Here is a 25,373-nt window from a genome sequence, read left to right as displayed (position 1 = left end):
ACCGTTCCTTCAGCGTTTGTCGCGGTTCGCGCGGCCTCGTTGTCGGCGACTTCTTCCGGACGCTAGCGGCGGCTGACGCACGCACATATTGGATCGGTCTAAGGGTTGTGACGTGGATCTCGCTGCCAGGAGGTATGTCCCTGGACGCGGCGGGGCAGCACCACCATCGCGTCAGATCGGCGTCCCCTGCTCCCCCTCCTGTGACGTGCGTGGACGCGCTCAGTCCGCGGCCACGGCTGGCACGGCGGGCACGGGTGCGAGCAGGAACTCCTTGATGAAGACGTCCATCGGCACGGGCTTCCCGATCAGGAAGCCCTGGGCGTAGTCGACGCCTTCAGCGCGGACCACCTCGAGGATCTCGGGATCGGAGACGAACTCGGCGACCGTCTGCTTGCCGAGGTCGCGGGCGATGCCGACGATCGAGCGCACGATCGTGCGGTCCACCGACGAGCGGTGGACGTGCGCGACGAACTCGCCGTCGATCTTCACGTAGTCGAAGATCAGGTGCTTGAGGTAGTAGAACGAGCCGAAGCCCGCACCGAAGTCGTCGAGGGCGAACCGGCACCCGAGGGCCGCCATCCGCTCGGCGAACTCCCGGGCCAGGGCGACGTCGGCCACGGCGGAGGTCTCGGTGATCTCGAGGATCAGCGCGTGGGGGTCGACCTCGAAACGCTGGAGCGCCGACAGGATGGTCTGCTCGACGGCCGGGTCTCCCATGGACGCCCCTGAGATGTTCACCTCCAGGCAGAAGTCGGGCATGATCTGGCGCAGCTGGGCCAGCATCTCGAGGCTGCGGTCGAGCACCCAGCAGTCGACCCTCGGCATGAGACCGGCGCGCTCGGCGATGTAGACGAAGCGACCGGGCGGGACGAGCTCGCCGTCCTCGCCGCGGAGCCGCAGCAGCACCTCGGCGGAGTCGATGCGACCTGTCTTCATGTCCATGATGGGTTGGAAGTGGAGCGCGAAGCGGTCGTGCTTTAGCGCCTCCTCGATCCGGGACTGCCACTGCAGCCGCATCGAGCTGCGTGGGCCCCGCCCCTCCCCCTCGGCGAGGAGCGCGACGCGGTTGCGGCCGGACTCCTTGGCGTCGTACATCGTCATGTCGGCGAGCGCGAGGATGTCGGCGGAGTGCTCGGCGGCCGCCGCGAAGGTCACCGCGCCCACGCTCGCGGACACGTGACGGCGTACGCCGTCGAGGGTCGCCGCGTGGTCGCGGATGCGCTCGACCACGAGGTCCGCGACCCGCTGGGCGGTGGCCTGGTCGGCGTCGGTGAGCATGATGGCGAACTCGTCGCCGCCCACCCGCGCCACCACGTCGGTGGTGCGGATCGAGCGACGCAGCAGCCCTGCGATCGTCACGAGGAGCTGGTCGCCGGCGTTGTGCCCGAGCGAGTCGTTGACCTGCTTGAAGTTGTCGAGGTCGAGCAGCAGCAGGGCACCCGTGGGACCGTGCCGTCGGCACCGGTCGAGCTGGCGCTCGAGCTCGCTCTCGAAGCGGCGTCGGTTGGCCAGCCCGGTGAGCACGTCGTGGTCCGCGAGGTGCGCGAGCCGGTCGAGGTAGCGGCGGCGGTCGGAGACGTCGACGACGTTGACCATCACGATGTCGCCGATCTGCGGGTCCTGCACGACGGTGCTGCTCACCGCGACGGCGACGTCGTTGCCGCCCGAGTCGCGCAGGCGGCACTCGGCGTCCATGATCTCGCTGCGGTGGGACATCAACCGCTCGACGTGGTCGCGGATCGCGTCCTCGCCGGGAGCCTCGAAGCTCTGGAAGGGGTGCCCGACCATCTCCGGCGGCTCCAGGCCGACGATCACCGCCAGCGCGGTGTTGACGCGCAAGATCGTGCCCTCGGGGTCGAGGAGGGCGACGCCGTGCGGCGCGTTGTCGAACAGCCGCTCCACCCGCTCGTTCGCCATACGGGCCCGGCGGGTCTCACGGTCCAGGTCGTGCACGATCCGCTGGACGACGGGCGCGAGCACCAGTGCGACCGTGCTCCACACGGCCGCCCGGCGCCAGTCGCCCCACACGTACTCCGGTGGCCCGATGAGCACGATCGGCAGTGTGAAGACGACGACGGTCAGGCCGCTCGCGACCCACAGCTCGCTCCGCGTGCCGGTGATGGCCAGCCAGAGGATGGGCAGCAGGACGCTGGCGCTCAGCCCCGACGAGGTGCCCCCGACGGCGCCGCCCGACGCGTGGTGCACGAGGGCGACGAAGACGAACATCAGGTATGCCGGAGCCGGGTCCAGCCACGTGCGGGCGGGCCGGCGTACCGAGAGCGCGAAGAGGCCCGCGACCGCGACGAGGACCAGCCCGGCCAGCGCGTAGACCCACCAACCGCTGACGTACGGCGGGACCAGGGTGACCCCGAGGCACGCCAACGCCACCGCCGCGAACGGGACCGCGAGCCCAATGCCGGGCTTGCCGTCGCGCGACCACAGCAGGGGGTCGGCGAGTTGACGAGATCTTGACACGCGCTTGATCGTACGGGCGATTTCGCCGCCTGGGTCGGTTTCCGGATCAGCCCTCGGCGTCGAGGTCGGCGGCCACGCGGCGGTGCGCCTCCCAGATCTCCTCGGGCATCCGGTCGAACTGCGACAGGTGCTCCTCGCGGAAGCCCATCTCCTGCTGCCAGCGCTCGTGGTCGATGCTCAGGATGCGCTGGAGGTCGGCGGCCGGGACGTCCATGCCGGTGAGGTCGAGCTCCTCCTCGGTCGGCAGGACGCCCACGGCCGTACGCCGTCCCTCGACCTCGCCGTTGCGCAGCTGGAGCAGCCACAGGAGCGGGCGCAGGTTGTCGCGGTAGCCCGGCCACAGGAAGTGGCCGTCGTCAGGGTCCTTCTGGAACCAGTTGACGTGGGCGAAGATCGGCTGGTCCTTCGCCGCCCCCACGATGTCGAGGTAGTGCCGGGCGTAGTCGCCCTCGCCGTAGGCCATGAACGGCCGGTTGGACATCGGGTCGTAGCGCAGCTGCCCGTCGACGCCCTCGGCGGCGAAGGTCGCCTCCGCGCCGAGCGTGAGCCCGTCGTAGACGCCCTCGGCGAGGTCGGTGATCGCACGGATCAGCGGCTCGCGGTCACGGGTGCGGCCGCCGAAGATGATCGCGTCGATCGGCACGCCCGCGGCCGCGTCGTAGTCGGGCGCGATGTTGGGGACGTTGTCGAGGGTCGTGGTGAACCGGCTGTTGGGGTGGGCCCAGGCGGCGGTGTCGTTGTCCTTGCGGTCCGCGAGCGGGGCCCCGGTCCAGTCGAGCCAGCCCTTGACGTCGGTCGGCGGCTTCGGGGTCTTGCCCTCCCACCACACCTCGCCGGTCGTGGGGTTGTAGGCGACGTTGGTGAAGATCGCCTGTGAACCCTCCTCGATCGAGGCCAGGGCGTTGGGGTTGGTCGTCTCGTTGGTGTCCTTGGCGACGCCGAACACGCCGTACTCGGGGTTCATGCCCATCAGGCGCCCCGACTCCTCGTCGACCCACAGCCACGCGATGTCGTCGCCGTAGAACGACACGTGGTAGCGGTCCCCCAGCGCGTCGGGGGCCGCCATCATCGCCAGGTTGGTCTTGCCCGAGGCGCTCGGGAAGCCGCCGCACACGTGGTAGGTGCGGCCGGTCTCCTTGTCGTGGATGCCGATGAGCATGTACTGCTCGGCGAGGAACTTCCGGCTCGCCCAGCCGTCGTACGCCCCCTGCCGCAGGCCGTGCGCGATCTTGCCCAGCAGCGCGTTGCCGCCGTAGGACGAGCCGAAGTGCAGGATCGTGCGCTCGTCGGCGACCGTGACGAAGTAGCGCTGGTCGTCGGGGGTGCCCTGGCCGAGGTTCTCCAGGTCGCCGGTGACGTGGACCGCGCGGACGAAGGAGTCCGGGTCCTCGAGGTCGTTGACGAACTGCACGCCCACGCGCGACATCCGGATCATGTGCAGCACGACGGTGCGGGTGTCGGTCAGCTCGACGCCGGCGGCCCACGGCGCGAGCTCGTTGCCGGGGGGCGACATCAGGTAGGGGATGACGTACATCGTCCTGCCCTCGGACGCACCGCGCATGCGCTCGTGCAGCATCGGCTTCATCTCCGAGGCGGGGCGCCAGTTGTTGTAGACGCCGCGGTCCTTCTCGTCGTTGGTCGCGACGATGGTGCGCTCCTCGGAGCGGGCGGTGTCCTTGTAGTAGCTGCGGGAGTAGTAGCGACCCTCCCCCGCGCGCTGCAGCTCGCCGGCCGCCACGGCCTCCTCGAGCAGGCGCGCGTCGTCGGAGGCGTTGACCACCTCGACGTGCTCGGCGCCCGTGAGCTCGGCGTACTCCTTCACGAACTCGCGGACGCGGGGGTTGGTCAGCCCCGCCTCGTCCAGGACTGCCTCGAGATCTGCCATCGCGCTGCCTCTCATTCTCGCGGTGCTGCGTCCGCGGGCGGGTCGGTGCTTGCACCCTAGGGCACCGGATCGGCGCGCCGGATCGGGCAGAGGTCCCCGTCGCAGCACGGGCAAAGGTCCCGCGCCGGCTCCCTGATTTCGCCAGCCCCACCACCGTCGGCTATCCTCGTCCAGTCCTCGCGGCGCGCAAGCGGAGCGAACGACGGGCGCCTGTAGCTCAACGGATAGAGCATCTGACTACGGATCAGAAGGTTTGGGGTTCGAATCCCTACAGGCGCGCAGGACACGAGAGCCCCCGGTGACACCGTCACCGGGGGCTCTCGTCATCTGTGCTTGTCGTGGGCGCCGCGCGTCAGTGACCGGGACGGTGGAGCATCCGGTGGACCCGTACGTCGCTGTGGCGCAGGCGCTTGGGCCGGTTGGCGGCGAGCAGGAAGACGCCCATCCCCACCACCACGAGGACGGCCAGCGTCGCGAGCATCGCGGCGAAGATCGAGGGGGACCAGTCGTGCTGGACGTACTGCTGGGTGAGCATGGGTGACCTCCGTGTCGTCGGGTGACTCCACGGTGCCGCGACCGCGGCGGCGCCGGCAGGTCCGAAGGACCTCTCGTGCAGGGACAGACGTCCCGCGGTCGCGGCGGGCCGCTCAGATCACGAGGTTGAGCAGGAGCACGAACACCAGGCCGGACACCGAGAGCACCGTCTCCATGATCGACCAGGACTTGATGGTCTGGCCGACGCTGAGGCCGAAGTACTCCTTGACCAGCCAGAACCCGGCGTCGTTGACGTGGGAGAAGAACACCGAGCCGGCGCCCACGGCGAGCACCACGAGCGAGGTCTCGCCGGTCGACAGGCCGTCGACGAGCCCGACCATCAGCGAGGACGCGGTGATCGTGGCGACGGTGGCCGACCCGGTGGCGAGGCGGATGAGGACGGCCAGCACCCACGCGAGCAGGAGCACCGAGATGTTGGCGTCGTCGGCCCACTCGGCGAGGAGCGTGCCCAGGCCGGTGTCGACGAGGACCTGCTTGAAACCGCCACCCGCGGCGACGATCAGCAGGATCCCGGCGATCGGGCCGAGGGAGGCACCGGTGACCTTCGAGAGGGCCGCGCGGTCCATCCCCGACGACTTGCCGAGGGTGAACATCGCGACGACCAGGGCTATCGAGAGCGCGAAGATGGGCTCGCCGAGCAGGTCGAGCACGCGGCGTACGGGCTGGGTCTTGTCGTCGACGGCGATGTCGGCGACCGCCTTGCCCATCATCAGCGCGACGGGGAGCAGGACGGTGAAGAGGGTGACGGCGAAGGACGGGCGACGGACCGCACCGGCCTCGTCGCGGACGTCGGCGTCGAACGTGCTAGGCGCGGGTACGTCGACCCACTGGCCGGCGAGGCGACCGAAGAGCGGTCCGGCCACGACCACGGTGGGGACGGCGACGAGGACACCGAGCGCGAGCGTCGTGCCGAGGTCGGCACCGAGGGCGCCGATCGCGACCAGCGGGCCGGGGTGCGGCGGCACCAGGCCGTGCATCGCGGACAGCCCGGCCAGCGCGGGGATGCCGACGGTGATCAGGGAGAGCTGGGAGCGGCGGGCGACCAGGTAGATCACCGGCATCAGGAGCACGAGGCCGATCTCGAAGAACATCGGCAGGCCGATGATCGCGCCGACCAGCGCCATCGCCCACGGCAGCATGCGCGGGGAGGCGTGCCCGACGATCGTGTCGACGATCTGGTCCGCACCGCCGGAGTCGGCGAGCAGCTTGGCGAACATCGCGCCGAGGACGATGAGGATGCCCACGCCGGCGGCGGTCGAGCCGAACCCGGCCGCGAACGACGGGAGCACACCGGTGCCGGTGTCAGGATCGGCGAGGATGTTGACGCCCGCCACGGCGCCGACGGTGAAGGCGCCCGCGATGAGCGCGAGGAACGGGTGCACCTTGACCAGGGTGATCAGGGCGACGATCACGGCGATCGCGGAGAGCGCGGCCAGGATCAGCTGCCAGCCGTCAGCGACGGGCTGGACCAGCGTGGTGCCGGCGAGCGGCAGCAGGGACATCGGGGACATCACGGGTTCTCCTCGGTGGGGGTGAGCGCCTCGAGCTGCGAGACGGACGCTGCGACGATCGCGTCGACGCCCTGGTCGACGTCGATCACGACACCGCGCTCGTCCGGCTGCAGCGGCTCGAGCGTGGCGAACTGGGAGGCCAGCAGGGAGGCCGGCATGAAGTGGCCGGGCCGGCTGGCCTGGCGGTCGGTGATCACGGCGTGGCTGCCCTCGAGGTGCACGAAGACCACGTCGGGCGCGTGCATGCGCAGCTGGTCGCGGTAGGTCCGCTTCAGCGCCGAGCAGCTCATCACCCCGCCGCCGTCGGAGTGGACCGCGAGCCACTCGCCGATGATCTCGAGCCAGGGGTGGCGGTCCTCGTCGTCCAGCGGACGACCTGCCGACATCTTGGCGATGTTGGCGCGGGGGTGCAGGTCGTCGGCGTCCTCGAACGGGACGCCGAGCCGCTGGGCGAGCGCGGCCCCGACCGTGGACTTGCCGGAGCCGGAGACACCCATCACCACGACGACGTATTCACCGGTCATGGCGCGCATCCTGTCACCAAAGATCAGATCTTTACAACCCCCTATTTCAAATGACCTGCCCTTTGCGCGCAACCACCCCCGTAGGATGATGTTTCCCGTGACGACTCCTGCGCCGCTCCCTCCCGCTCGGCCGGGCCAGCACGCCAGCGTGCTGGACGCCCTCGGCGGACGGATCGCGGCCGGCACGCTCGCGCAGGGCCAGGTGCTGACGCTGGACTCGGTGTGCGCGGAGCACGCGGTGTCGCGCAGCGTGGCGCGCGAGGCCGTACGGGTGCTGGAGTCGATGGGGATGGTCGCCTCGCGTCGACGCGTCGGCATCACGGTCCAGCCCCAGCAGCGGTGGAACGTCTTCGACCCCCGCGTCATCCGCTGGCGGCTCGACGGGGGCGACCGCACCGCCCAGCTGCTCTCCCTCTCCGAGCTGCGCCGCGGCATCGAGCCGGTGGCTGCCGCGCTCGCCGCGCAGCGCGCCGACGCCACCCAGTGCCGGGTGCTCGCGGCTGCGGCGTCGGACATGGTCATCCACGGCCGCCGCGGCGATCTCGAGGCCTACCTGCAGGCGGACACGATGTTCCACCGGATGCTGCTCGAGGCCAGTGGCAACGAGATGCTCCGCTCGCTGCACGGCGTCGTCGCGGAGGTGCTCAGCGGCCGCACCCACCACGGGATGATGCCGGCCAGCCCGAACCCCGAGGCCATCGCGCTCCACGACGAGGTGGCCCGGGCCGTACGCCTCGGCGACGCCGCCGCCGCCGAGCAGGCGATGCGCGCCATCATCGACGAGGCCGCCGACGCGATGGAGGGCGAGCAGGGCTGACGCCGTGCGTCGTCCGGTCTGGACGGCTGGGTGGTCGCCGTGACACCTGTCCCCTGACCGGCGCATCCTGAGGGGACGTGTCGCACCCCTCGAGGAGGCCACGTGGGTGCACTGCCTCGACCCGATCTGGCTCCGGGCCCCCACCGGGACCTCGTCCTGGCGCTGCACGACCTGCACCGCCGGGGTGGCTGGCCGAGCCTGCGGACGCTCGCCCGGGCGGCGGGATGCAGCCACACGACCGTGTCCTCGGCGTTCTCCTCCCCCAGGCTGCCCGGCTGGGGACTGGTCGAGCTGCTGGGCGAGGCGATGCAGGGAGACGTCGCCGAGCTGCGCGCCCTGTGGCTCGCCGCGAGCGACGGGACGACTGCTGCCCGCCACCCGCGCGAGCTGGCCGGCCGTCGCACCGAGCTGGCCCGCGTGAGGCGCCACCTGACGTCGGGCCAGGGGCTACTGCTCGTGGTCGGCGAGGCGGGCATGGGGAAGACATGCCTCGCAGGTGCCGCGGTCGAGGTCGAGCGACCCCACCTGGTCGTCACCGCGGGCACCTGCCTGCGGCTGTCGACCGAGGTCCCCCTGCTGCCGGTCGCCGACGTGCTGCGCGGCGCCTTCTCCGTCGACGACGGACGCTGGCTCGAGGCTGCGCTGGGCTCGTGCGCGCCGTACGTCGCGGGCTCGCTGCAGCACCTGCTGCCCGAGCTCGCCGCCACCGGGCCACCTCCCGACCCGGCCGACGACTGGGCGAGGCAGCGGCTGTTCGCCGCTGTCGAGGCCGTCCTGTCCGCCCTCGCCGCGGTGCGTCCGACAGCGGTCTTCGTCGAGGACGTGCACTGGGCCGACACCGCGACCTTCGACCTCCTGGAGCACATGGCGGCCAGGGGCTCGACCGTGCCGCTGCTGGCGACGTGGCGCTCGGCGGACCCCGAGACCCCGCCGGAGGCGTCGGAGTGGCTTGCCCGGGTGCGGCGGCATCCCGGCGTCGACGTCCTCGAGCTGGCACCGCTGGGCCGCGACGAGACCGGGGAGCAGCTCGCGCTGTTGATGGGCGGGCACGTCGACGCAGACGTCGTCGACCGGGTCCACGCCCGCAGCAGTGGGCACCCCCTCTTCACCGAGCACCTCGCCGCCGCCGGATCTGCCGTGGCCCTTCCCGGCGCCCTGGCCGACGTGCTCGACCACCGCTTCGAGGGGCTGCCGGCCGAGGCGTCGGCCGTCGCACGCGTCCTCGGGGTGGCGGACCGTCCCCTCGGCGCGCGCGAGCTGGTCGCGGTCACCGGGCTCGAGTCGGCCGAGGTCACCCGGGGCCTGAGGGCCCTGGCCGAGCGTCGCCTCCTCCTCGACCCGGCCGCGACGGAGGTGCAGCTGGGTCACCCCCTGCTCGCCGAGGCGATCCGCCGCACCGTGGTTGCCAGCGAGGCCGTCGAGCTGCACCGCGGGCTGGCGGAGGTTCTGGGCTCCGGGTCGTCGCCCTCGGCGGCGGAGGTGGCCACCCACTGGCAGGCCGCCGGCGACCGGGTAGCGGAGCTCGACTGGCGGGTGCGGGCCGCGCGCGCCGCGGAGCAGCGCTTCGCACTCGCCAACGCCGCGCAGCAGTGGCTCCGCGTGCTGGAGCTGTGGCCGACCGGGGCAGCAGCCGCCGGCTCGCCACCGATCAGCCGGTGGACCGCCTGCCTGGGCGCGATGGACGCGCTGTCCTACTCGGGCGACATCTCGCGCTCGGTCGAGCTGGTCGAGGAGGCCCTGTCGTGGGCGGCGGCCCTCTCGCCGCAGGAGGCGGGCGAGGTCCATGCGTGGGCGGGCGGCTACCGGACCTACTTCCGCAACCCCGGCGCCGGGCTGCCCCTGCTGGACCGGGCGATCGAGCTCTTCGCCCCGCTGCCGCCCTCCAAGGGCAAGCTCTACGCGCTGACCTCCCGGGCCGGGGAGCTGGCCGAGCTCGGACGTTTCGAGGAGCGCTCGGCCACCCTGGCCGCCGCCCTCGAGGTGAGCCGCGCCCTCGACGACCCCGTGAAGCACCGGGAGGCCTGCCTGGAGGCGGCCATCGACGACTACTGCCGCGGCGACCGAGCCGCATTGGACCGGGTCGCCGACCTGGCCGCGCTCGTGCTGCCCACACCCGACCCGCTCGGCGACATCCGCGCGGCGCAGGCCCACGCCGACCTGTTGCGCCTGGAGGGCGCCGGTCGCGAGCGGGTCCAGGCGGCAGCGCGCCGCGGGCTCGCGGTGGCCGAAGCCTGGGAGATCGACAACTGGGAGACGACGCTGCTGCGGTGGGCCGTCGCGGAGGCCGCGTGGGACGCAGGACGGGTCGACGAGGCCGCCGCCGTCATCGACCCCCTGACCGAGGGTCCACTGGTGGGCGACCGCGCGCCGCTCCACCTCGCGCGCGCCGTGCTGGACACCCTGCGCGGCCGACCGCGCGCCGGCGTCGGGCTGGCGGCCCTCGACCAGGTCGTCCCGACCCTCCGGGTGTGGTTCGTCCCGTGCGTGGCCGAGGTCCGACTCTGGTGCGACGAGCCGCAGGAGGCCTTCGACCTGCTCGTCGGTGACGTCGAGCGCAGGCTCGCCGGCGGCTACCCGCAGCCGGGGCGGGCCGTGGTCACGCTTCTCGCCCGCTCAGGGGCGGACCTCGTCTCCGCACAGCCCCCGGCCGGACGGTTGCGTCGCCGTCACGAGGTGGCCGAGCGGATCAACTCCCTCGTCGAGGCGATGGCCTCCCTCCCGGCCGACCCCGACGGGGCCATGGACGTCGCGACCCCCGCGCACGACGCGACGTACGTCGCCGAGCGGGCGCGCCTGGCCGACCGCGAGACGATCGAGGTGTGGGTGGCCGCGGCCCGGGAGTGGGACCGGGTCGAGCGCCCGCACGACGCGGCGTACTGCCGCTGGCGCGCTGCGCGGGTCGCGGTCGCGAGCGGGCAGGCCGCGGTCGCCGACCGGCTGCTGCGGCGCGCCGCGCAGCAGGCCCGCGAGCACGTGCCGCTGCTGGAGGCGATCGCCGCCGTGCGAGCGACCCGCTAACGGTCGAGCAGCGGGCGGGCCGGGTCCCAAGCCGTGCCGTCGCGCTCGTCGCGGCGCCGGCGTGCGATCGCGGAGAGGGCCTCGAGCACGACCCGGTTGGCGAGCGCGGCCGTGATGTCGGCGTGGTCGTAGGGCGGGCTGACCTCGACGACGTCGACGCCGACCACCGGGAGCTCTAGGCAGATGCGCCGCACCGAGTCGAGCAGCTCGCGTGCCGAGAGGCCGCCGGGCTCGGGGGTGCCGGTGCCGGGGGCGTGCCCGGGGTCGCACACGTCGATGTCGACCGAGAGGAACACACCCTCGCACTCGTCGGTGGCGATGGCGAACGCCTCGGTCAGGCACTCCGTCAGCCCGCGGTGGACGATCTCGGTCATCTCGTAGGACCGCATCCGTTCCGCGGCCATCCAGTCGAGGGTCTCGGGGCCGGGCCAGTAGCCGCGCAGGCCCACCTGGAGGAACCGGTCGCCGCGCAGCGCGCCCGACTCGATGAGGCGGCGCATGGGCTGGCCGTGCCCCCACAGCGAGCCGAACTCGATGTCGCCGGTGTCGGCGTGCGCGTCGAAGTGGATCATCGAGACGCGCCCGTGGCCGAGCACGTTGGCCACGCCCTTCGCGTCGGGGTAGGCGATGGAGTGGTCGCCGCCGAGGACGACCGGGATGGCACCGGCCCGCGCGACCTTCTCCACCGCCGCCTCGAGTGCCGGCAGCGCGACCTCGATGTCGCCGGAGTACATCTCGACGTCGCCCGCGTCGACGACCACGAGGTCCTGCAGCCCGTCGGTGCGCAGCGCGAGCGAGGGCCGCGAGCCGTCGTGCGGGAGGTAGTCGGTCATCCGGATCGCCTGCGGGCCGAACCGCGTGCCGGGGCGGTGGGACGTGCCGCCGTCGAACGGCGCGCCCAGGATCACGACGTCCGCGTCGGCGTACGACGTCTCGTCGTCGAGGTCGCAGGCGGGGACCCCCAGGAACGTGATGTCGGGGCCGAACTGAGCGCCGTAGCGAGCCATGTCGCTGATGCTAGGGCTCCGGCCCGCTACCAGTCCCCCAGCGCCGCGAACCGCTCGCCGATGAGCGTGTGGGTCTCGGCGTCGGGGTGCAGGTTGTCGGGCAGCGGGAGCCGCTCGGCATCGGCGGGGCCGTAGAGCCCGAGGCCGTCGACGTAGGCCAGGTGCTCGTCACCGCGACGCTCGACGACCTCGGCCAGCACCTCGCGCACCGCCTGCAGGGTCAGCGCCCCGGCCGCCACCGACGCCGGGTCGCCGGCGGCGACGAAGGCGACCCGGCCCTCGGCCATCGCGGCCATGTCGGGCGCCGTGGGGCCTGGGGTCGACTCGTGGACGCCGCAGAAGATGGGCGACACCAGCCGGATCGGCGTCTCGGGGTGGCCGTCGCGGATGGTGTCGAGCCAGCCGTGGACGGCCGGCCCGAGGACGCGGCGGCGCATCACGTCGCCGTTGACCAGGTTGATGCCAAGCTTCAGGCTGATCAGGTCGGCGGGGGTGTCGCGGATCGTGCGGGCCACGAAGGGGTCGAGCATCGCGCTGCCGCCGAGGCCGAGGTTGAGCAGGTCGAACCTGGCGAGCCGCGCGGCCACGACCGGCCACGTGCCCGTGGGATGGGTGGCGTTGGACCCGTGGCTGATCGAGCTGCCGTGGTGCACCCACAGCGGGCGGTCGACCGCCTGGGGCTCGAGGGGCGCGTCGGCACGCAGGTCGACGAGCTCGGTCTGCTCGTCGTGGGGCAGCCAGACCTCGACGTCCTTGTCCCCTGCGGGCAGGTCGATCACCAGGGATGCGGGCTCGCCCGGGACCAGGGTGCTCGCGCCGGTCATCATGTCGACGTCGAGGACGTTGCCCCCGCAGGCCGGCAGCCGCGCGTGCAGCTCGCCCCCGACCAGCACGTCGTACCAGCCGTCGGGCCGCGCCGGGGCGCCGACGTAGCGCCGCTTGGTGGGCAGCACGTCGAGCTCGAGGCGGGTCGCCGCTGTGCGCAGCGCGAGTCGTACGCCGGAGGGCTGGGCCTCGACGAGCCGCAGCTGCGGGTCGTCGGTCTGGGCGCGCGCCCACGCGGGCAGCCGGTGGGGCAGGAGGCCGCGGTCGGTCTGCTCCAGCTCGAGTGCTCCGCGCACCAGGGTCGGGTCGATCATCGGGTCTCCCAGGAGCGCAGCAGGGTGTCGAGGCCGTCGACCACGCGCTCCCACGTGGCGTCGGACGTGGGCGCGGCGGGGGCGCCGTGGGCGAAGGCTCCGGCGGCGTCGAGCGCGGCGTAGCCGTGGAAGGTGGCGCCGAGGAGGCGTACGGCGTGGGTGACGTCGTCGGCGGCGAGGTCGTAGCCCCGCAGCGAGGCGCGCGCGAGGTCGGCATGGCGCGGGCCGGCGCTCGCCGCCGCGGCGGCCGCGTCGAGCGGGACCCGCGTGGCGGCGTAGCGGCCCGGGTGCTCGACGGCGTAGGAGCGCCACACCCCACCCACCGCGTCGATCGCCTCGCGACGACTCACGCCGGCCAGTGAAGAGGCGACGAGATCAGCCGTCTCGGCCAGGGCGAGGAGCGCGACCCGGGTGCGCAGGTCGGCCGTGCTGCGGACGTGGGAGTAGAGGCTCGGCGTCGCGACACCGAAGCGCTGGGCGAGCGCGGTGAGCGTCACCGCGTCGAGGCCCACCTCGTCGGCGAGGTCGGCCGCGGCCTGCGTGACGACGGTGCTGGTCAGTCCTGCGCGTGGCACGGCGGCTCCCTTCGTGAGTGAGTTCAAAACCTTACTCCCTTAGGTTTGCGCCACCAAAACCTCGCCCGACGGCCCCTTCCCTGAGGCGGCCATTGACATTAGTTCGAGACTCGTACTTAATAGGTCTCGTGACCCTCGTGCTCGGCATCGACTCCTCGACCCAGTCGACCAAGGCCGTCCTCGTGGACGCCGCCGACGGACAGGTCGTCGACTCGCGCACCGCGCCGCACCCGCCCGGCACCGAGGTCGACCCGCAGGCCTGGCTCTCGGCGGTGGACGAGGCCACCGAGGGCCTGCTCGAGCGGGCGGCCGCGCTCTCCGTCGCCGGTCAGCAGCACGGCATGGTCGCCCTCGACGGCGAGGGCCACCCGGTGCGCGACGCCCTGCTCTGGAACGACACCCGCTCCGCCGGGGCCGCCCGCGAATTGATCGAGGAGATCGGCGGCCCCCAGGCCTGTGCCGACGCGGTCGGCAGCGTCCTCGTCGCCTCCTTCACCGTCACCAAGCTGCGCTGGCTGCGCGACCACGAGCCCGACCGTGCCGCCCGCGTCGAGTCGGTGCTGCTCCCCCACGACCACGTCTCGCGCCACCTCGCCGCCCCCGGCACCGAGCCGTTCACCGACCGCGGCGACGCCTCCGGCACCGGCTACTTCGCCACCGCCGGGGGGACCTGGCGTCCCGACCTCCTCGAGCGCGCGCTCGGTCGCGCCGCCCGCCTGCCCCGCCTCGTCGCACCGGGCACCGTCGCGGCCGAGACGGCCGGCGGCGTGCCCGTCGCGGGCGGCACCGGCGACAACATGGGCGCCGCCCTCGGCATGGCCCTCGAGCCGGGCGACGTGCTCGTCTCGGTCGGCACCTCCGGCGTGGCCTCCGCGATCAGCACCACGCCGGTCGCCGACGGCACCGGCGTCGTCACCGGCTTCGCCGACGCGAGCGGCGGCTTCCTCCCGATGGTCACCACGATGAACGCCGCCGGCATCCTCGACCTGCAGGCCCGCTGGCTCGGCGTCGACCACGACGGCCTCGCCGAGCTCGCCCTGGCCTCGACGCCCGGCGCCGGCGGGGTGACGTTCCTGCCCTACTACGGCGGCGAGCGCACCCCCAACCGCCCGGACGCCACCGGCACCTGGACCGGGCTGAGCCCCCGCACGACGCGCGCCGACCTGGCGCGGGCGGCGTACGAGGCGCTGCTCTGCTCGCTCGCCGACGCCGTCGAGGCGCTCGTCGCCGCGACCGGCGAGCAGCCGCGCCGGCTGCTCATGGTGGGCGGCGCCACGCGCAGCCCCGCCCTGCGGGCGCTGGCCCCCGCCGTCCTCGGCAGCGCCGTCACGCTGCCGCCGACGGGTGAGTACGTCGCCCTCGGCGCTGCGCGCCAGGCGGCCTGGGCGCTGGCCGGCACCGACGCTCCCCCGGCCTGGGCCACCCCCGCGACGACCGTCCTCGAGGCGGACCCCACCCCCCACGTGCGCGAGGTCTACGCCGACCTGCGCGACCGCACCCGAGCATGGACCACAGCAACGGAAGGCACCCGATGAGCACCGACATCCCCACCCCCACCCCCGAGGACAAGTTCTCCTTCGGTCTCTGGACCGTCGGCTGGCAGGGCGTCGACCCGTTCGGTGGCGCGACCCGCCCACCGATGGACACCGTCCACGCGCTGGAGAAGCTCGCCGAGCTCGGCGCCTACGGCGTGAACTTCCACGACGACGACGTCATCCCCTTCGGCAGCGACGACGCCACCCGCGACACGATCATCGCCCGCTTCAAGCAGGGCCTGGAGGACACCGGCCTGGTCGTCACCACCGCGACCACCAACCTCTTCAGCCACCCGGTCTTCAAGGCCGGCGGCTTCACCAACAACAACCGCGACATCCGCCGCTTCGCGCTGCGCAAGGTGATGCGCAACATCGACCTGGCCGCCGAGCTCGGCGCCAAGGTCTACGTCGCGTGGGGCGGCCGCGAGGGCGCGGAGTACGGCGCCTCGCAGGACACGGCCGTCGCGCTGGACCGCATGAAGGAGGCCTTCGACCTGCTCGGCGACTACGTCACGGAGAAGGGCTACGACATGCGCTTCGCCATCGAGCCCAAGCCCAACGAGCCCCGAGGCGACATCCTGCTCCCGACGATCGGCCACGCGCTGGCCTTCATCAACGAGCTCGAGCGTCCCGAGCTCGTCGGGGTGAACCCCGAGATCGGGCACGAGGAGATGGCCGGCATGAACGCAGCGGCCGGCTACGCCCAGGCGCTGTGGCAGGGCAAGCTCTACCACATCGACCTCAACGGCCAGAACGGTCCGAAGTACGACCAGGACCTGCGCTTCGGCGCCGGCAACGTGCGTGGCGCCTTCTGGATCGTCGACGTGCTGCTCGCCGGCGGCTACGACGGTCCGGTGCACTTCGACTACAAGCCCTCGCGCATCGAGGACGAGGACGGCGTGTGGGTCAGCGCCGCGGCCAACATGCGCAACTACCTCATCCTGCGCGAGAAGGTGCAGGCGTTCCGCGCCGACCCCGAGGTGCAGGCCGCGCTCGAGGCGGCCCGGCTCCCCGAGCTCGCCCAGCCGACGCTCGGCGAGGGCGAGGACTGGAAGCAGCTGCTCGACTGGCCGCTGCCCGACCCCGACCAGCTGGGCGCGATCGGTGCGGCGACCGAGCACCTGGACCAGCTGGCCCTCGAGCACCTCTACGGCGTCCGCTGACCACCGACAGGCCCGGCGGCGCGGGCACCGAGGGACTGCGGCGCGACAACACCGCCGCCGTCCTCCGGTCCCTGCGCCGCTCCGGGCCGGCCAGCCGCGCCGAGCTCGCCAAGGACACCGGACTGGCCAAGGCCACCGTCGGGGTGATCGTCGCCGACCTGCAGGCGGCCGGCGCGGTCGCGGAGGAGGACCCGCGCCCCGGCGTGCGCGGGCGCCCGGGCCGTCCGGTGGCCCTGCGCGGTGACGACGTCGTGTCGCTCGGGCTCGAGCTCAACGTCGACTACGTCTCCGCGGTCGTGCTCGACCTCGCCGGCCGCGTGCGCTTCAGCGAGAGCAGGCACGGCGGCGACGCCGACGACCTGCTGGCCCTGGCCCGCGACGCGCACGCCGCGGCCGTCGGACCCACGCGCACCCTCGTCGGCGCCACCGTCGCCGTGCCCGCGCTCGTGCGCGCCGACAACCGCACCGTGGCGTGGGCGCCCAACCTCGTCCTCGACGGCCCAGGCCTCGCCGACGACCTCGCGACGGAGCTGGCGGCGCTCGGCGACAGCGTCGCCCCGACCGCGGTGCGGGTGAGCAACGACGCCAACTGTGCGGCGTACGCCGAGTCGCACCACGGCGCGGCGCGGGGGGCGGCGCACGCGCTCTACCTCACCGGCACCGTCGGCATCGGGGCCGGCATCGTGCAGGGCGGCGAGCTGGTGCGCGGTGGCGCGGGCTTCGCCGGCGAGGTCGGCCACATGCCGCTCGGCGACGCCTCCGCCCTGTGCGGGTGCGGCCGGCACGGGTGCTGGGAGGCCTCGGTCGGCCTCCACGCGATGCTCGCCGAGGTGGGCATGGGCGAGCTCGACACCCCCCTGCGCACCGCCGAGGCGGTGGCCGAGCGTGCCGCCACGGACCCCGAGGTGCGGGCCGGGCTCGCGCGGGTCGGCCGCAACGTCGGCCTCGGCATCGCGATGCTGAGCAGCGTCCTGGACCCCGAGGTCGTGGTGCTCGGTGGCTACTTCGTGCCCCTGGGCGACCTGGTGGTCGAGCAGGCGCGGCGCACCCTCGACGAGCGCCTGGCCTCCGCGGTGCAGGTGCGACCCGAGCTGCGGCTCAGCACCCTCGGCATCCGCGCGGCGGCCCTCGGCGCGGCCGAGCAGTCGCTCGGTCCGGTCTTCAGCGGCGAGATCGACCTGACGGCCTGAGGCCCGGTCGCTCAGCCCGCCAGCTGGGCGCGTACGTCGACGAGCGCCGAGCCGAGCGCGGCGACCGGGTCGACGAAGAGGGGCTCGAGCGCGATCTCGGCCGCACCGAGCAGGGCGGAGTCCGAGCCGAGGCCGGGGAGGCTCAGGCGCACCGACTCCAGCGGCGCAGGCAGCGCGCGGTCGGTGAGGCCGGCGTCGATCTCCGGGCCGACGAGCTCGTAGAGCGAGCGGAAGTAGCCACCGAGGATGACCAGGCGAGGGTTGAACATGTTGACGATGCTGGCCAGGCCGTGGCCGATCGCGGTGCCGGTGCGACGCAGCTCGGGCGAGGGGGAGGTGAAGCCGTCGAGCACCTCGTCGAGCTGGGCGACCTTGTCGGGAGGGCAGTGGATGGCCTCGGCGATGGCGTGGCCGCCGACCTCGGTCTCCCAGCAGCCGCGGTTGCCGCAGTGGCAGGGGCGCCCGCCGGGGTCGAAGCGCAGGTGGCCGACCTCACCGGCATAGCCGCCGGCGCCCTCGAGGCGGTGCCCGCCCATGATCACGCCGGCACCGACGCCGACGTTGCCCGAGACGTAGATCAGGTCGTCGATGCCGACCCCCACGCCGCGGGTGTGCTCGGCCAGCGCGCCGAGGTCGGCGTCGTTGGCGAGCGAGACCGGGACGTCGAGGCCGAGCGCGGCGAGCACGATGCCGCCGAAGGACACGTCGTGCCACTCGAGGTTGGGGGCGAGCCGGATCAGGCCGTCGCTGCGGCGCACCATGCCGGGCACGCTGATGCCGATGCCGACCAGCGGGGCGGCGGTCGGGGCGTCCTCCACCACCTCGCGGATCAGGGCGGCGACCGACGCGCCCACCTGCCAGGCCTCGCCGTCGTGGGGCACCGGCGCCTGGGCGCGGCGGAGCACCCGTCCGCCGAGGCCCACGCGCGCCACGACGGCACGGTCCACGCCGAGGTCGACGGCGATGACGCAGGGTCCGTCGCCGGCGATCGCGACGCCGGCCGAGGGCCGCCCGGCCCCCTGGCGGGCACCTCCGGCGGGCGTGGCCCGCTCGGAGATGCCCAGCGACTCCAGCTCGCCGACCAGCCCCGCGATGGTGCTGCGGTTGAGCCCCATCAGGCTGGTCAGCTCGGCCCGGGAGATCTGCCCGGCGCCGTGGACGTGGCGCAGCACCGTCCCGAGGTTGTGGCGTCGCACGGCCTCCTGGTTGGTGCCGAGACCGGAGCGCCGCTGCTGCGGGCTCATGACCGTGACCTAGACGCCCGCCGAGGAGCGACGACGGCGCGAGATCGCATCCACGCTCGCGGCGAGCAGCAGCACACTGCCGGTGACCACGAAGTTGATGTACGCCGCCTGGTTGAGCAGGCCCAGGCCGTTGGAGATGGTCGCGATGACCAGGCCGCCGATGACCGCGTCGAGCGCGCGGCCGCGGCCACCGAAGAGGCTGGTGCCGCCGATGACGGCTGCCGCGACGGCGTAGAGCAGCGTGTTGCTGCCACCGGAGCCGGGCGAGACCTTGCCGGTGTACGACGCCGACAGCAGGCCGGCGAGCGCAGCCATGCCGGTGCAGATGACGAAGGCCATGATGCGGACCCGGAGCACGTTGATGCCGGCGCGGCGCGCGGCCTCGGCGTTGCCGCCGACGGCGTAGAGGTGGCGCCCGAAGCGGGTCTTGGTCAGCACGTAGGTCCAGAAGAGCAGCAGCGCGATGACCACGGGCGCCGCCCACGGGATGCCGCTGATGTCGAAGATCGGGTTCGGCGAGCGGTTGGCGTTGAGCAGCGCCGTCAGGCCGAGCACGATGACTGCCAGGACCGCGATCCGGATCACGACGAGGGCGATGGGCGGGTGGATCAGGCCCTTGGCCGACAGCGAGCGGTAGCGCCACAGCGACAGCGCGGCGAAGGCGACCACGATCACCACCGCGGCGACCCAGCCGGCCGTGACCGGCACGTTCTTGATCGACAGGCCGCGCAGGACGGGGTCGTTGAAGCGGAGCGAGCCGCCGGAGCCGATGAGCTTGAGCGGCACCGCCTGCAGCCCGAGGAAGAACGCGAGGGTCACGACGAAGGACGGGATGCCCAGAAACGACACGAGCGAGCCGATGGCCAGGCCGATCACCGCGCCGAACGCGACGCCGGCGAGGGTCGCCATCCACCAGGTCCAGTCGTAGTCGATGAGCATCAGCGCGGTGATCGTCGCGCAGGCGCCGCCCGCGACACCGGCCGACAGGTCGATCTCGCCGAGCAGCAGCACGAACACGATGCCCATCGCCAGCACGATGATCGCGCTCGCCTGGACGACCAGGTTGGCCATGTTGTAGGTCGTGAGGAACCGGTCGTTGAGCGAGGCGAAGATCACGACGAGGACGACCAGGCCGAGGATAGCGGGCAGCGAGCCCATGTCACCGCCGCGCAGCCGGTTGACGTAGTCGCGGGCCGAGTCGGCGATGCTGCCGGCCTGGCGGTTGTCGTTGTCGAAGCCGCCGGCCGCCGGGCTGGGGGCGGACGCGGTGTCGGTGTCAGTACTCATGATGTGAGGTCTCCGGTCTTCTCTGACGGGGGTCAGACGGTCGCGGTCGCGGGGTCGGCGATGCCGAGGTCCCCGGATCGTCCGGCGGTGATGAGCTCGACGATCTGGCTGTGGTTGACGTCCTTCGCCGACACGTCCGCGGCCACCCGCCCGAGGTAGAGCGCGGTGATGCGGTCGGCGACCTCGAGCACGTCGCCCATGTTGTGCGAGATGAGCACGACGCCCAGGCCGCGGTCGGCGAGACGGCGTACGAGGTCGAGGACCTGGCGCGTCTGGGCCACACCGAGGGCGGCGGTCGGCTCGTCGAGGAGGACGACCTTGGAGTTCCACAGGACCGCCTTGGCGATCGCCACCGTCTGGCGCTGGCCGCCGGAGAGGCTGGCCACGCTCTGGCGCACCGACTTCACGGTGCGCACCGAGAGCGAGGCCAGGGTCTCGCGGGCGCGGGTCTCCATCGCGACCTCGTCGAGCCCGAAGCGGGTGGTCTCCTCGCGGCCGAGGAACATGTTCTCGACGATGTCGAGGTTGTCGCAGAGCGCGAGGTCCTGGTAGACGACCTCGACGCCGAGGGCGGCGACGTCGCGCGGCCCGTGGACCTCGACCTTCTTGCCCTCGAAGTGGTAGTCGCCGCTGTCGCGGCCGTAGATGCCGGCGACGATCTTGACCAGGGTCGACTTGCCGGCGCCGTTGTCGCCGACGAGAGCGGTGACCTGGCCCGGATAGACCGCGAAGTCGACGTCGTGCAGCACGTGCACCACGCCGAAGCTCTTGTTGACTCCACGCAGCTCGAGCAGCGGCTCAACCATGGGATTCACTTCCGATCGAGAAGAATTTGTTGTGCGGGTGGACAGGGACGACGCCCGGGCCGGGTGCGGCCCGGGCGTCGTCCGTGATGTGTCCGGACCTCAGGAGGTCAGGAGATGCCGGCCTCGGAGCACAGGTCGGCGAACTTGCCGGCGCAGACGTCCTCGGCCTTCTGGCCACCGTCGTCGATCACGTCGCCGACGTTGTCCTTGGTGATCGCCTGCGGCGTCAGCAGGATCGAGGGGACCTCGCTGTCGTCGGAGGAGTCGACCGTGGTGCCGGTCGCGTCCGCCTTCTCGCCCTTCGCGAGGGCGATGGCGACGTCGGCCAGCGCGCCGGCCTCCTGCGTGGCGGACTTGTAGACCGTCATGCACTGGGTGCCGGCGAGGACGTTCTGCAGACCCTCGACGGTGGCGTCCTGGCCGGTGACCGGGACCTTGCCGGCCTGGCCGGCGCCCTCGAGGATGCTGATCGCAGCGCCACCGAGACCGTCGTTGGCGGCGAGGACACCGTCGACCTTGCCGTCAGCAGCGGTGTAGAGCTGCTGGAAGATCGTGGCGGCCTGCTCGTTGTCCCAGTCCGGGACGGCCTGCTCGCCGACGACCTTGTAGTTGCTCATCTCGTCGAGCACGCTGTGCGCGCCCTCGGCGAAGAGGGTCGCGTTGTTGTCGGTGGGCGAGCCGTTGAGGTAGACGATGTTGGCGTCCTTGTCACCCAGGCAGTCCGCGAGGCCCTGGCCCTGCAGCTCGCCGACCTTGGTGTTGTCGAAGGAGACGTAGTACTCCGCCGAGCCACCGAGGGTGAGGCGGTCGTAGTCGATGGTGGCGACGCCCTGCGACTTCGCCTTCTCCTGGATCGCGGCGCCCGACTCGGAGTCGAGGTTCACGATGGCCAGGACGGTGACGCCGTTGCCGATCATGCTGTCGGCGATCGTGGTCATCTTCTCCGCGTCGCCCTCGGCGTTCTGGATCTCGTAGTCGACGCCGGCCTCCTTGAAGGCTGCCTCGAGGGCCGGGCGGTCCGCGCTCTCCCAGCGCACCGAGGACTCGGTGTCGGGGAGGATGACGCCGATCTTGCCCTGCGCCTCTCCGCTGCCGGAGTTGTCGCTGCCGCTGCCGGTGTCGCCGCTGTCGTCGCTGCCGCAGGCGGTGAGCGCCATCGAGAGACCGAGCAGGGGGACCAGTACCAAACTGTGCTTCCGCTTCACGCGAACCGCCTCCTAGCGATTTCAATCGCACGGCGGCCAGGTGTGGAACACTGGACCGACGTACATATGTTGTGCGGAACAACATATGGAGTGATGGTCGTCACGTCCAGAGCGAAGCCGAGCCGTGACCGGTTCGTTACCCAACTGGGGGTCGTCCCCGCCCGGACAGGCGTAGGGGCGACTGGACCAGTGGTCCAGCCGCCCCTGCTGTCGCGAGGTGCCGAGGAGTCGCCTCAGCGCTTGCGCGCGCGCCTCGAGGTGGTGGCCTTCTCGGCCGCCTCGACCTCGCCCGAGGCCCCGTCGGTGACGAGCGCGCCGCTGGTGCCCTGGAGGTGGGCGCGCACGAACCACTGGTACTGCTCGAGGTCGGCGGTCTGGCCGATCACGATGTCCTCGGTCACCGGGTCGTCGCCGACGGCCTCGATGGCGGCGCGGTGGTCCTCGATGACGCCCGTGTAGACGAGCTCGAGGGCGGCCAGGTGCGCGCTGGTGTCGGCCCGCATCAGGTCGTAGTCGTCCCACGTGCGCGCGGAGACGAGCGCACCGGGCAGGCCGTTGGGCGCGACGCCGAGGGTCGACATCCGCTCGGCGAGCACGTCGATCATGTCGCGCACGCCGTCGATCTGCGGGTCGAGCATCTCGTGCACGCCGATGAAGTGCGGGCCCACGACGTTCCAGTGGGCGTGCTTGAGGGTGAGCTGGAGGTCGTTGAGCGCGTGCACCCGCATCTGCAGCGCGTCGGCCACCCGGTGGCCCGTCTCGGCGCTCAGGCCGGGCACGGTCAGGGGGGCGTCGGCGCCGCTGGTCACCTGCGGGCTCGCGGATCGGGTCGTCTTCTTGGCCATGTCGCCACGCTAGGTCGCACGGGCAAGGCCGGCACCAGCCCGCGGGGTGGGGCTGGGGTGGCTGGCTAGCGTGGCGCCATGCCCTCGATCACCCGCACCTTCGCCACGACCGCCTCCCCCGAGGCCGCCCACGCCTACCTCGCCGACTTCCGCAACGCCGCGGAGTGGGACCCCGGCACGGTGACCTGCGAGCGGACCGGTGGCGACGGCGGGGTCGGGACGACGTACCGCAACGTCTCGTCCTTCCTCGGCCGCACCGTGGAGCTGACCTACGAGGCGACCCAGGTCGACGCGCCGCGCCACGTGCACCTGCACGGCACCGGCCCGTCGTTCGAGGGCGACGACATCTTCGAGGTCGCGCCCGCCACCGGCGGGTCGCGGGTCGTCTACACGGCGCGGATGGAGTTCTCCGGGCTGTCCCGGCTGGCCGCGCCCCTGGTGCAGGCCTACCTGCCGCTGCTCGCGTCGAAGACCATCGACCAGCTGCGCGCCTGCCTCGACCGGCAGGCGGGCTGAGCGACTCAGTCGCGCGCCACCCTGGCGGGCAGGGCCACGAGCAGGACCACGAGCACCACCACGGAGGCGAGCGCGCTGGCAGCCGCGGCCCACCGGTCGTAGACCACGTCGACGACCAGGAAGAGGATTCCCCCCAGCATCACGCTGATGAGCACGAGCGCGGCCATGGTCAACCGGTGCCCGGCGCGGACGAGCTCGGGCTTGGCGCCGTCCTGGAAGACGCGGCGGTGGATCGCCACGGGCGCGAGCGTGACCCCGACGGTGGTGAACGCCAGCGCCAGCAGTCCGACGTACCACCCACGCTGGAAGCCGTCGAGCTTGTCGAAGCCCGACTGGAAGGGCAGCGTGGCGAGGAAGCCGGCCAGCAGCTGTACGCCGGTCTGGCTGACCCTGAGCTCCTGGAGCAGCTCGTCCCAGTTGCGGTCGGCCCGCTCGTCGGGGCTCTCGTCGCGGTCGTCGTCAGGCACGCACCGGATGCTATTCGCGGGCCGGGCGCCGCACACCCCCCGACGGGTGAGCAGACGGTCGGTCGCCGGTGGCACCGTGGCGGACATGGCTGACCAGAAGCCCGCGAAGAAGACCGCCAAGAAGCGTGACCCGGGACCGTCGGTGAAGGACCCGGAGGTCTACGAGGCCCTGCGTGACGAGGGCGCCAGCAAGGAGAAGGCGGCACGCATCGCCAACGCGGCCGCCGCCCAGGGGCGCTCGAAGGTCGGCGAGCGCGGCGGCGAGGCCGCGGACTACGAGGACCGCACCGTCGCCGAGCTGCGCAAGCGGGCCGCCGAGCTCGACATCGAGGGCCGCTCGTCGATGACGAAGGCCCAGCTGGTCGACGCGCTGCGCCACCACTGAGGCGTCGGCACCTGGTCCGGGGGGCTCAGGTCGGAGGATCGAGCCGGGCGAGGGCGCGCAGCCACATCCGGTCGGCGTCGACGGCGGGGGTCGCCGGGCCCACCGCGGGCTCGTCGAGCAGGCCGACGGCCGACAGCGGCGGGGCAGCGCCCGCCGAGCGGGCGACGTCGACCAGCACGCGCGCGGCCGCGACGGCGGCGGGGCGGTGCGTGCTGATGACCGACTCGTAGACCGGCGCGCGCCCCGGGGCGGCCGGAACCTCCCACGCCGAGACCACCGCGGCCCGCGCGGCGCTGAGCGTCACGACGGTCCACTCGCGCCGCAGCGGCGAGCGCTCGGGCAGCTGGCAGCGGGCGGGGGTCGCGCCCGGGTCGGCGGGCAGGGCCTCGTCGAAGTCGGCGACCACGGCGGCCCACGACGCGGTGCGGGCCAGCTCGTCCCAGCGGTGGCGCGAGCGGGCGTACTTGTGGCCCTCCTGGAAGGTGCCGAGCACCAGCGCGCCGTCGGCGCGGGCGAGGGCCTCGTCCTCGACCGCGTGCGAGGCGGCGATCAGGGCGCGCCGGCCGAGCCGGTGCACGACCAGGTGGGGGAACTCCCGCGACAGCACGGCGTGGACCGACTCGACCCCGCCCTGGTCCTGGCGACGCCGGACCGTGTCGATGGCGACCTGGAGCCCCACGCCGCTCGTGCGCACCTCGAGCACCTGCTTGACGAGGTCGACGTCGGCGTCGGTGAAGCGGCGGTGGCCGGTGGGCGAGCGCACCCCGGCAGGGAAGCCGAAGCGGTTCTCCCACGTGCGCAGCACCGCCGGGGTCAGCCCGGTGCGTGCCGCGAGCACGCCGATGCTGAACCCGTCCTGGGGAGCGGTCTGCACGAGGCCTCCTCGATTGATGGTGTCCAACTCTTGTACAACCTGCTGAAGTAATCTATACAGGACTGTAGAGGTCAAGGGACCCCCACCCGACCAGAACACCAGGAGATTCCCATGGGCAGTGTGATCCTGATCAGCACGGCGGCGATCATCGTTGCCATCGTCGGTTGCTTCGTGATCTGGCGTCTCGACGCCTCGCGCGCCGAGGAGATCGAGCACCAGACCGCACCGGCGCCGCGTCCGCAGCTGTCGGTCGTGCCGGCACCCGCGCCGCAGCCGCGCCCGCAGCTCGTGGTCGTGCCGACGCAGACGCCCCCGCGCCACCTCGGCGCCTGAGGCGCCCGAACCGGCGC

Annotated in this window: 23 protein-coding genes and 1 tRNA gene; 9 read left to right on the top strand and 15 right to left on the bottom strand. The window is 72.7% G+C overall.

The genetic code is table 11. The features are described 5' to 3' along the window. Positions 1-219: 219 nt before the first annotated feature. Both ASG76_RS07530 and ASG76_RS07525 read right to left on the bottom strand, forming a co-directional pair. Positions 220-2,475, bottom strand: coding sequence for a putative bifunctional diguanylate cyclase/phosphodiesterase (locus ASG76_RS07530; RefSeq protein ID WP_157559015.1), 2,256 nt, complete (start codon positions 2,473-2,475; stop codon positions 220-222). A gap of 46 nt (positions 2,476-2,521) precedes the next feature. Beyond that, positions 2,522-4,360, bottom strand: coding sequence for a phosphoenolpyruvate carboxykinase (GTP) (locus ASG76_RS07525; RefSeq protein ID WP_056601859.1), 1,839 nt, complete (start codon positions 4,358-4,360; stop codon positions 2,522-2,524). A gap of 206 nt (positions 4,361-4,566) precedes the next feature. Here ASG76_RS07525 and ASG76_RS07520 point away from each other — a divergent pair. Beyond that, a tRNA-Arg gene (locus ASG76_RS07520) sits at positions 4,567-4,639 on the top strand. 73 nt (positions 4,640-4,712) lie between these two features. Here ASG76_RS07520 and ASG76_RS07515 read toward each other — a convergent pair. The 3 genes from ASG76_RS07515 to ASG76_RS07505 all read right to left on the bottom strand — a co-directional run bounded on the left by ASG76_RS07515 (position 4,713) and on the right by ASG76_RS07505 (position 6,950). Next, complete coding sequence (locus ASG76_RS07515) at positions 4,713-4,895, bottom strand: hypothetical protein (RefSeq protein WP_056601858.1); 183 nt, start codon at positions 4,893-4,895, stop codon at positions 4,713-4,715. Positions 4,896-5,007: 112 nt separating this feature from the next. Then, positions 5,008-6,417, bottom strand: a complete 1,410-nt coding sequence (locus tag ASG76_RS07510; protein WP_235529484.1) for a gluconate:H+ symporter — start codon at positions 6,415-6,417, stop codon at positions 5,008-5,010. Between the two features lie 8 nt (positions 6,418-6,425). Continuing rightward, the gene (locus ASG76_RS07505; protein ID WP_056601857.1) at positions 6,426-6,950 is read right to left on the bottom strand and encodes a gluconokinase; all 525 of its coding nucleotides are present in this window, start codon (positions 6,948-6,950) and stop codon (positions 6,426-6,428) included. 97 nt (positions 6,951-7,047) lie between these two features. On the opposite strand from ASG76_RS07505, the gene ASG76_RS07500 reads away from it, so the two are divergent. Beyond that, the gene (locus tag ASG76_RS07500; RefSeq protein ID WP_235529443.1) at positions 7,048-7,767 is read left to right on the top strand and encodes a FadR/GntR family transcriptional regulator; all 720 of its coding nucleotides are present in this window, start codon (positions 7,048-7,050) and stop codon (positions 7,765-7,767) included. Between the two features lie 102 nt (positions 7,768-7,869). Continuing rightward, positions 7,870-10,785: an ATP-binding protein gene (locus tag ASG76_RS07495; RefSeq protein WP_056601856.1), complete on the top strand. Its 2,916-nt coding sequence runs from the start codon at positions 7,870-7,872 to the stop codon at positions 10,783-10,785. On the opposite strand, the gene speB is transcribed toward ASG76_RS07495, so the two are convergent. From speB to ASG76_RS07480, 3 genes are read right to left on the bottom strand one after another with little or no spacing between them, the layout of a single operon-like run. Then, complete coding sequence (gene speB, locus ASG76_RS07490) at positions 10,782-11,792, bottom strand: agmatinase (RefSeq protein ID WP_056601855.1); 1,011 nt, start codon at positions 11,790-11,792, stop codon at positions 10,782-10,784. The genes ASG76_RS07495 and speB overlap by 4 nt on opposite strands. 26 nt (positions 11,793-11,818) lie before the next feature. Then, positions 11,819-12,931, bottom strand: coding sequence for an SGNH/GDSL hydrolase family protein (locus ASG76_RS07485; RefSeq protein WP_056601854.1), 1,113 nt, complete (start codon positions 12,929-12,931; stop codon positions 11,819-11,821). After that, positions 12,928-13,506: a TetR/AcrR family transcriptional regulator gene (locus ASG76_RS07480; RefSeq protein ID WP_056601853.1), complete on the bottom strand. Its 579-nt coding sequence runs from the start codon at positions 13,504-13,506 to the stop codon at positions 12,928-12,930. The genes ASG76_RS07485 and ASG76_RS07480 overlap by 4 nt, the downstream gene beginning before the upstream one ends. Before the next feature lie 128 nt (positions 13,507-13,634). Between ASG76_RS07480 and xylB the strand changes: the two genes are divergently transcribed. The 3 genes from xylB (at position 13,635) to ASG76_RS07465 (ending at position 17,394) form a co-directional block, all read left to right on the top strand. Then, positions 13,635-15,041, top strand: a complete 1,407-nt coding sequence (gene xylB, locus ASG76_RS07475; RefSeq protein WP_056601852.1) for a xylulokinase — start codon at positions 13,635-13,637, stop codon at positions 15,039-15,041. Continuing rightward, positions 15,038-16,204, top strand: a complete 1,167-nt coding sequence (xylA, locus tag ASG76_RS07470) for a xylose isomerase (protein ID WP_056601851.1) — start codon at positions 15,038-15,040, stop codon at positions 16,202-16,204. Before xylB ends, xylA begins: the two co-directional genes overlap by 4 nt. A 143-nt stretch (positions 16,205-16,347) precedes the next feature. After that, a complete protein-coding gene (locus ASG76_RS07465; RefSeq protein WP_162254096.1) occupies positions 16,348-17,394 on the top strand; it encodes an ROK family protein in 1,047 nt (348 codons plus the stop codon). An 11-nt stretch (positions 17,395-17,405) separates the two neighbouring features. On the opposite strand, the gene ASG76_RS07460 is transcribed toward ASG76_RS07465, so the two are convergent. From ASG76_RS07460 to ASG76_RS07440, 5 genes are all read right to left on the bottom strand, one after another. Next, positions 17,406-18,638: an ROK family protein gene (locus tag ASG76_RS07460; protein WP_056601850.1), complete on the bottom strand. Its 1,233-nt coding sequence runs from the start codon at positions 18,636-18,638 to the stop codon at positions 17,406-17,408. A 9-nt stretch (positions 18,639-18,647) separates the two neighbouring features. Continuing rightward, a complete protein-coding gene (locus ASG76_RS07455; RefSeq protein ID WP_056601849.1) occupies positions 18,648-19,925 on the bottom strand; it encodes a sugar ABC transporter permease in 1,278 nt (425 codons plus the stop codon). A 32-nt stretch (positions 19,926-19,957) separates the two neighbouring features. Next, a complete protein-coding gene (locus ASG76_RS07450; protein WP_056601848.1) occupies positions 19,958-20,731 on the bottom strand; it encodes an ATP-binding cassette domain-containing protein in 774 nt (257 codons plus the stop codon). Positions 20,732-20,838: 107 nt separating this feature from the next. Continuing rightward, entirely contained in the window at positions 20,839-21,936 is a 1,098-nt protein-coding gene (locus ASG76_RS07445) for a sugar ABC transporter substrate-binding protein (protein WP_056601847.1), read from the bottom strand. 233 nt (positions 21,937-22,169) lie between these two features. Next, a complete protein-coding gene (locus ASG76_RS07440) occupies positions 22,170-22,781 on the bottom strand; it encodes a Dps family protein (RefSeq protein WP_056601846.1) in 612 nt (203 codons plus the stop codon). Between the two features lie 78 nt (positions 22,782-22,859). On the opposite strand from ASG76_RS07440, the gene ASG76_RS07435 reads away from it, so the two are divergent. Continuing rightward, entirely contained in the window at positions 22,860-23,297 is a 438-nt protein-coding gene (locus tag ASG76_RS07435) for an SRPBCC family protein (RefSeq protein WP_056601845.1), read from the top strand. Between the two features lie 5 nt (positions 23,298-23,302). Here ASG76_RS07435 and ASG76_RS07430 read toward each other — a convergent pair whose 3' ends face one another. Continuing rightward, positions 23,303-23,764, bottom strand: coding sequence for a DUF6328 family protein (locus ASG76_RS07430; protein ID WP_082587339.1), 462 nt, complete (start codon positions 23,762-23,764; stop codon positions 23,303-23,305). A gap of 85 nt (positions 23,765-23,849) precedes the next feature. Between ASG76_RS07430 and ASG76_RS07425 the strand changes: the two genes are divergently transcribed. Beyond that, complete coding sequence (locus tag ASG76_RS07425; protein ID WP_056601844.1) at positions 23,850-24,149, top strand: Rho termination factor N-terminal domain-containing protein; 300 nt, start codon at positions 23,850-23,852, stop codon at positions 24,147-24,149. A gap of 25 nt (positions 24,150-24,174) precedes the next feature. Here ASG76_RS07425 and ASG76_RS19275 read toward each other — a convergent pair whose 3' ends face one another. Further along, the gene (locus ASG76_RS19275) at positions 24,175-25,023 is read right to left on the bottom strand and encodes a DICT sensory domain-containing protein (RefSeq protein WP_056601843.1); all 849 of its coding nucleotides are present in this window, start codon (positions 25,021-25,023) and stop codon (positions 24,175-24,177) included. 111 nt (positions 25,024-25,134) lie between these two features. On the opposite strand from ASG76_RS19275, the gene ASG76_RS19270 reads away from it, so the two are divergent. Next, positions 25,135-25,356: a hypothetical protein gene (locus ASG76_RS19270; RefSeq protein WP_056601842.1), complete on the top strand. Its 222-nt coding sequence runs from the start codon at positions 25,135-25,137 to the stop codon at positions 25,354-25,356. Positions 25,357-25,373: the final 17 nt, after the last annotated feature.

The sequence above is a fragment of the Nocardioides sp. Soil774 genome, from assembly GCF_001428125.1.
Taxonomy (GTDB): Bacteria; Actinomycetota; Actinomycetes; order Propionibacteriales; family Nocardioidaceae; genus Nocardioides.
The sequence above is the reverse complement of the archived record's forward strand: the minus strand, read 5'-3'. Positions and strand labels throughout refer to the sequence as shown.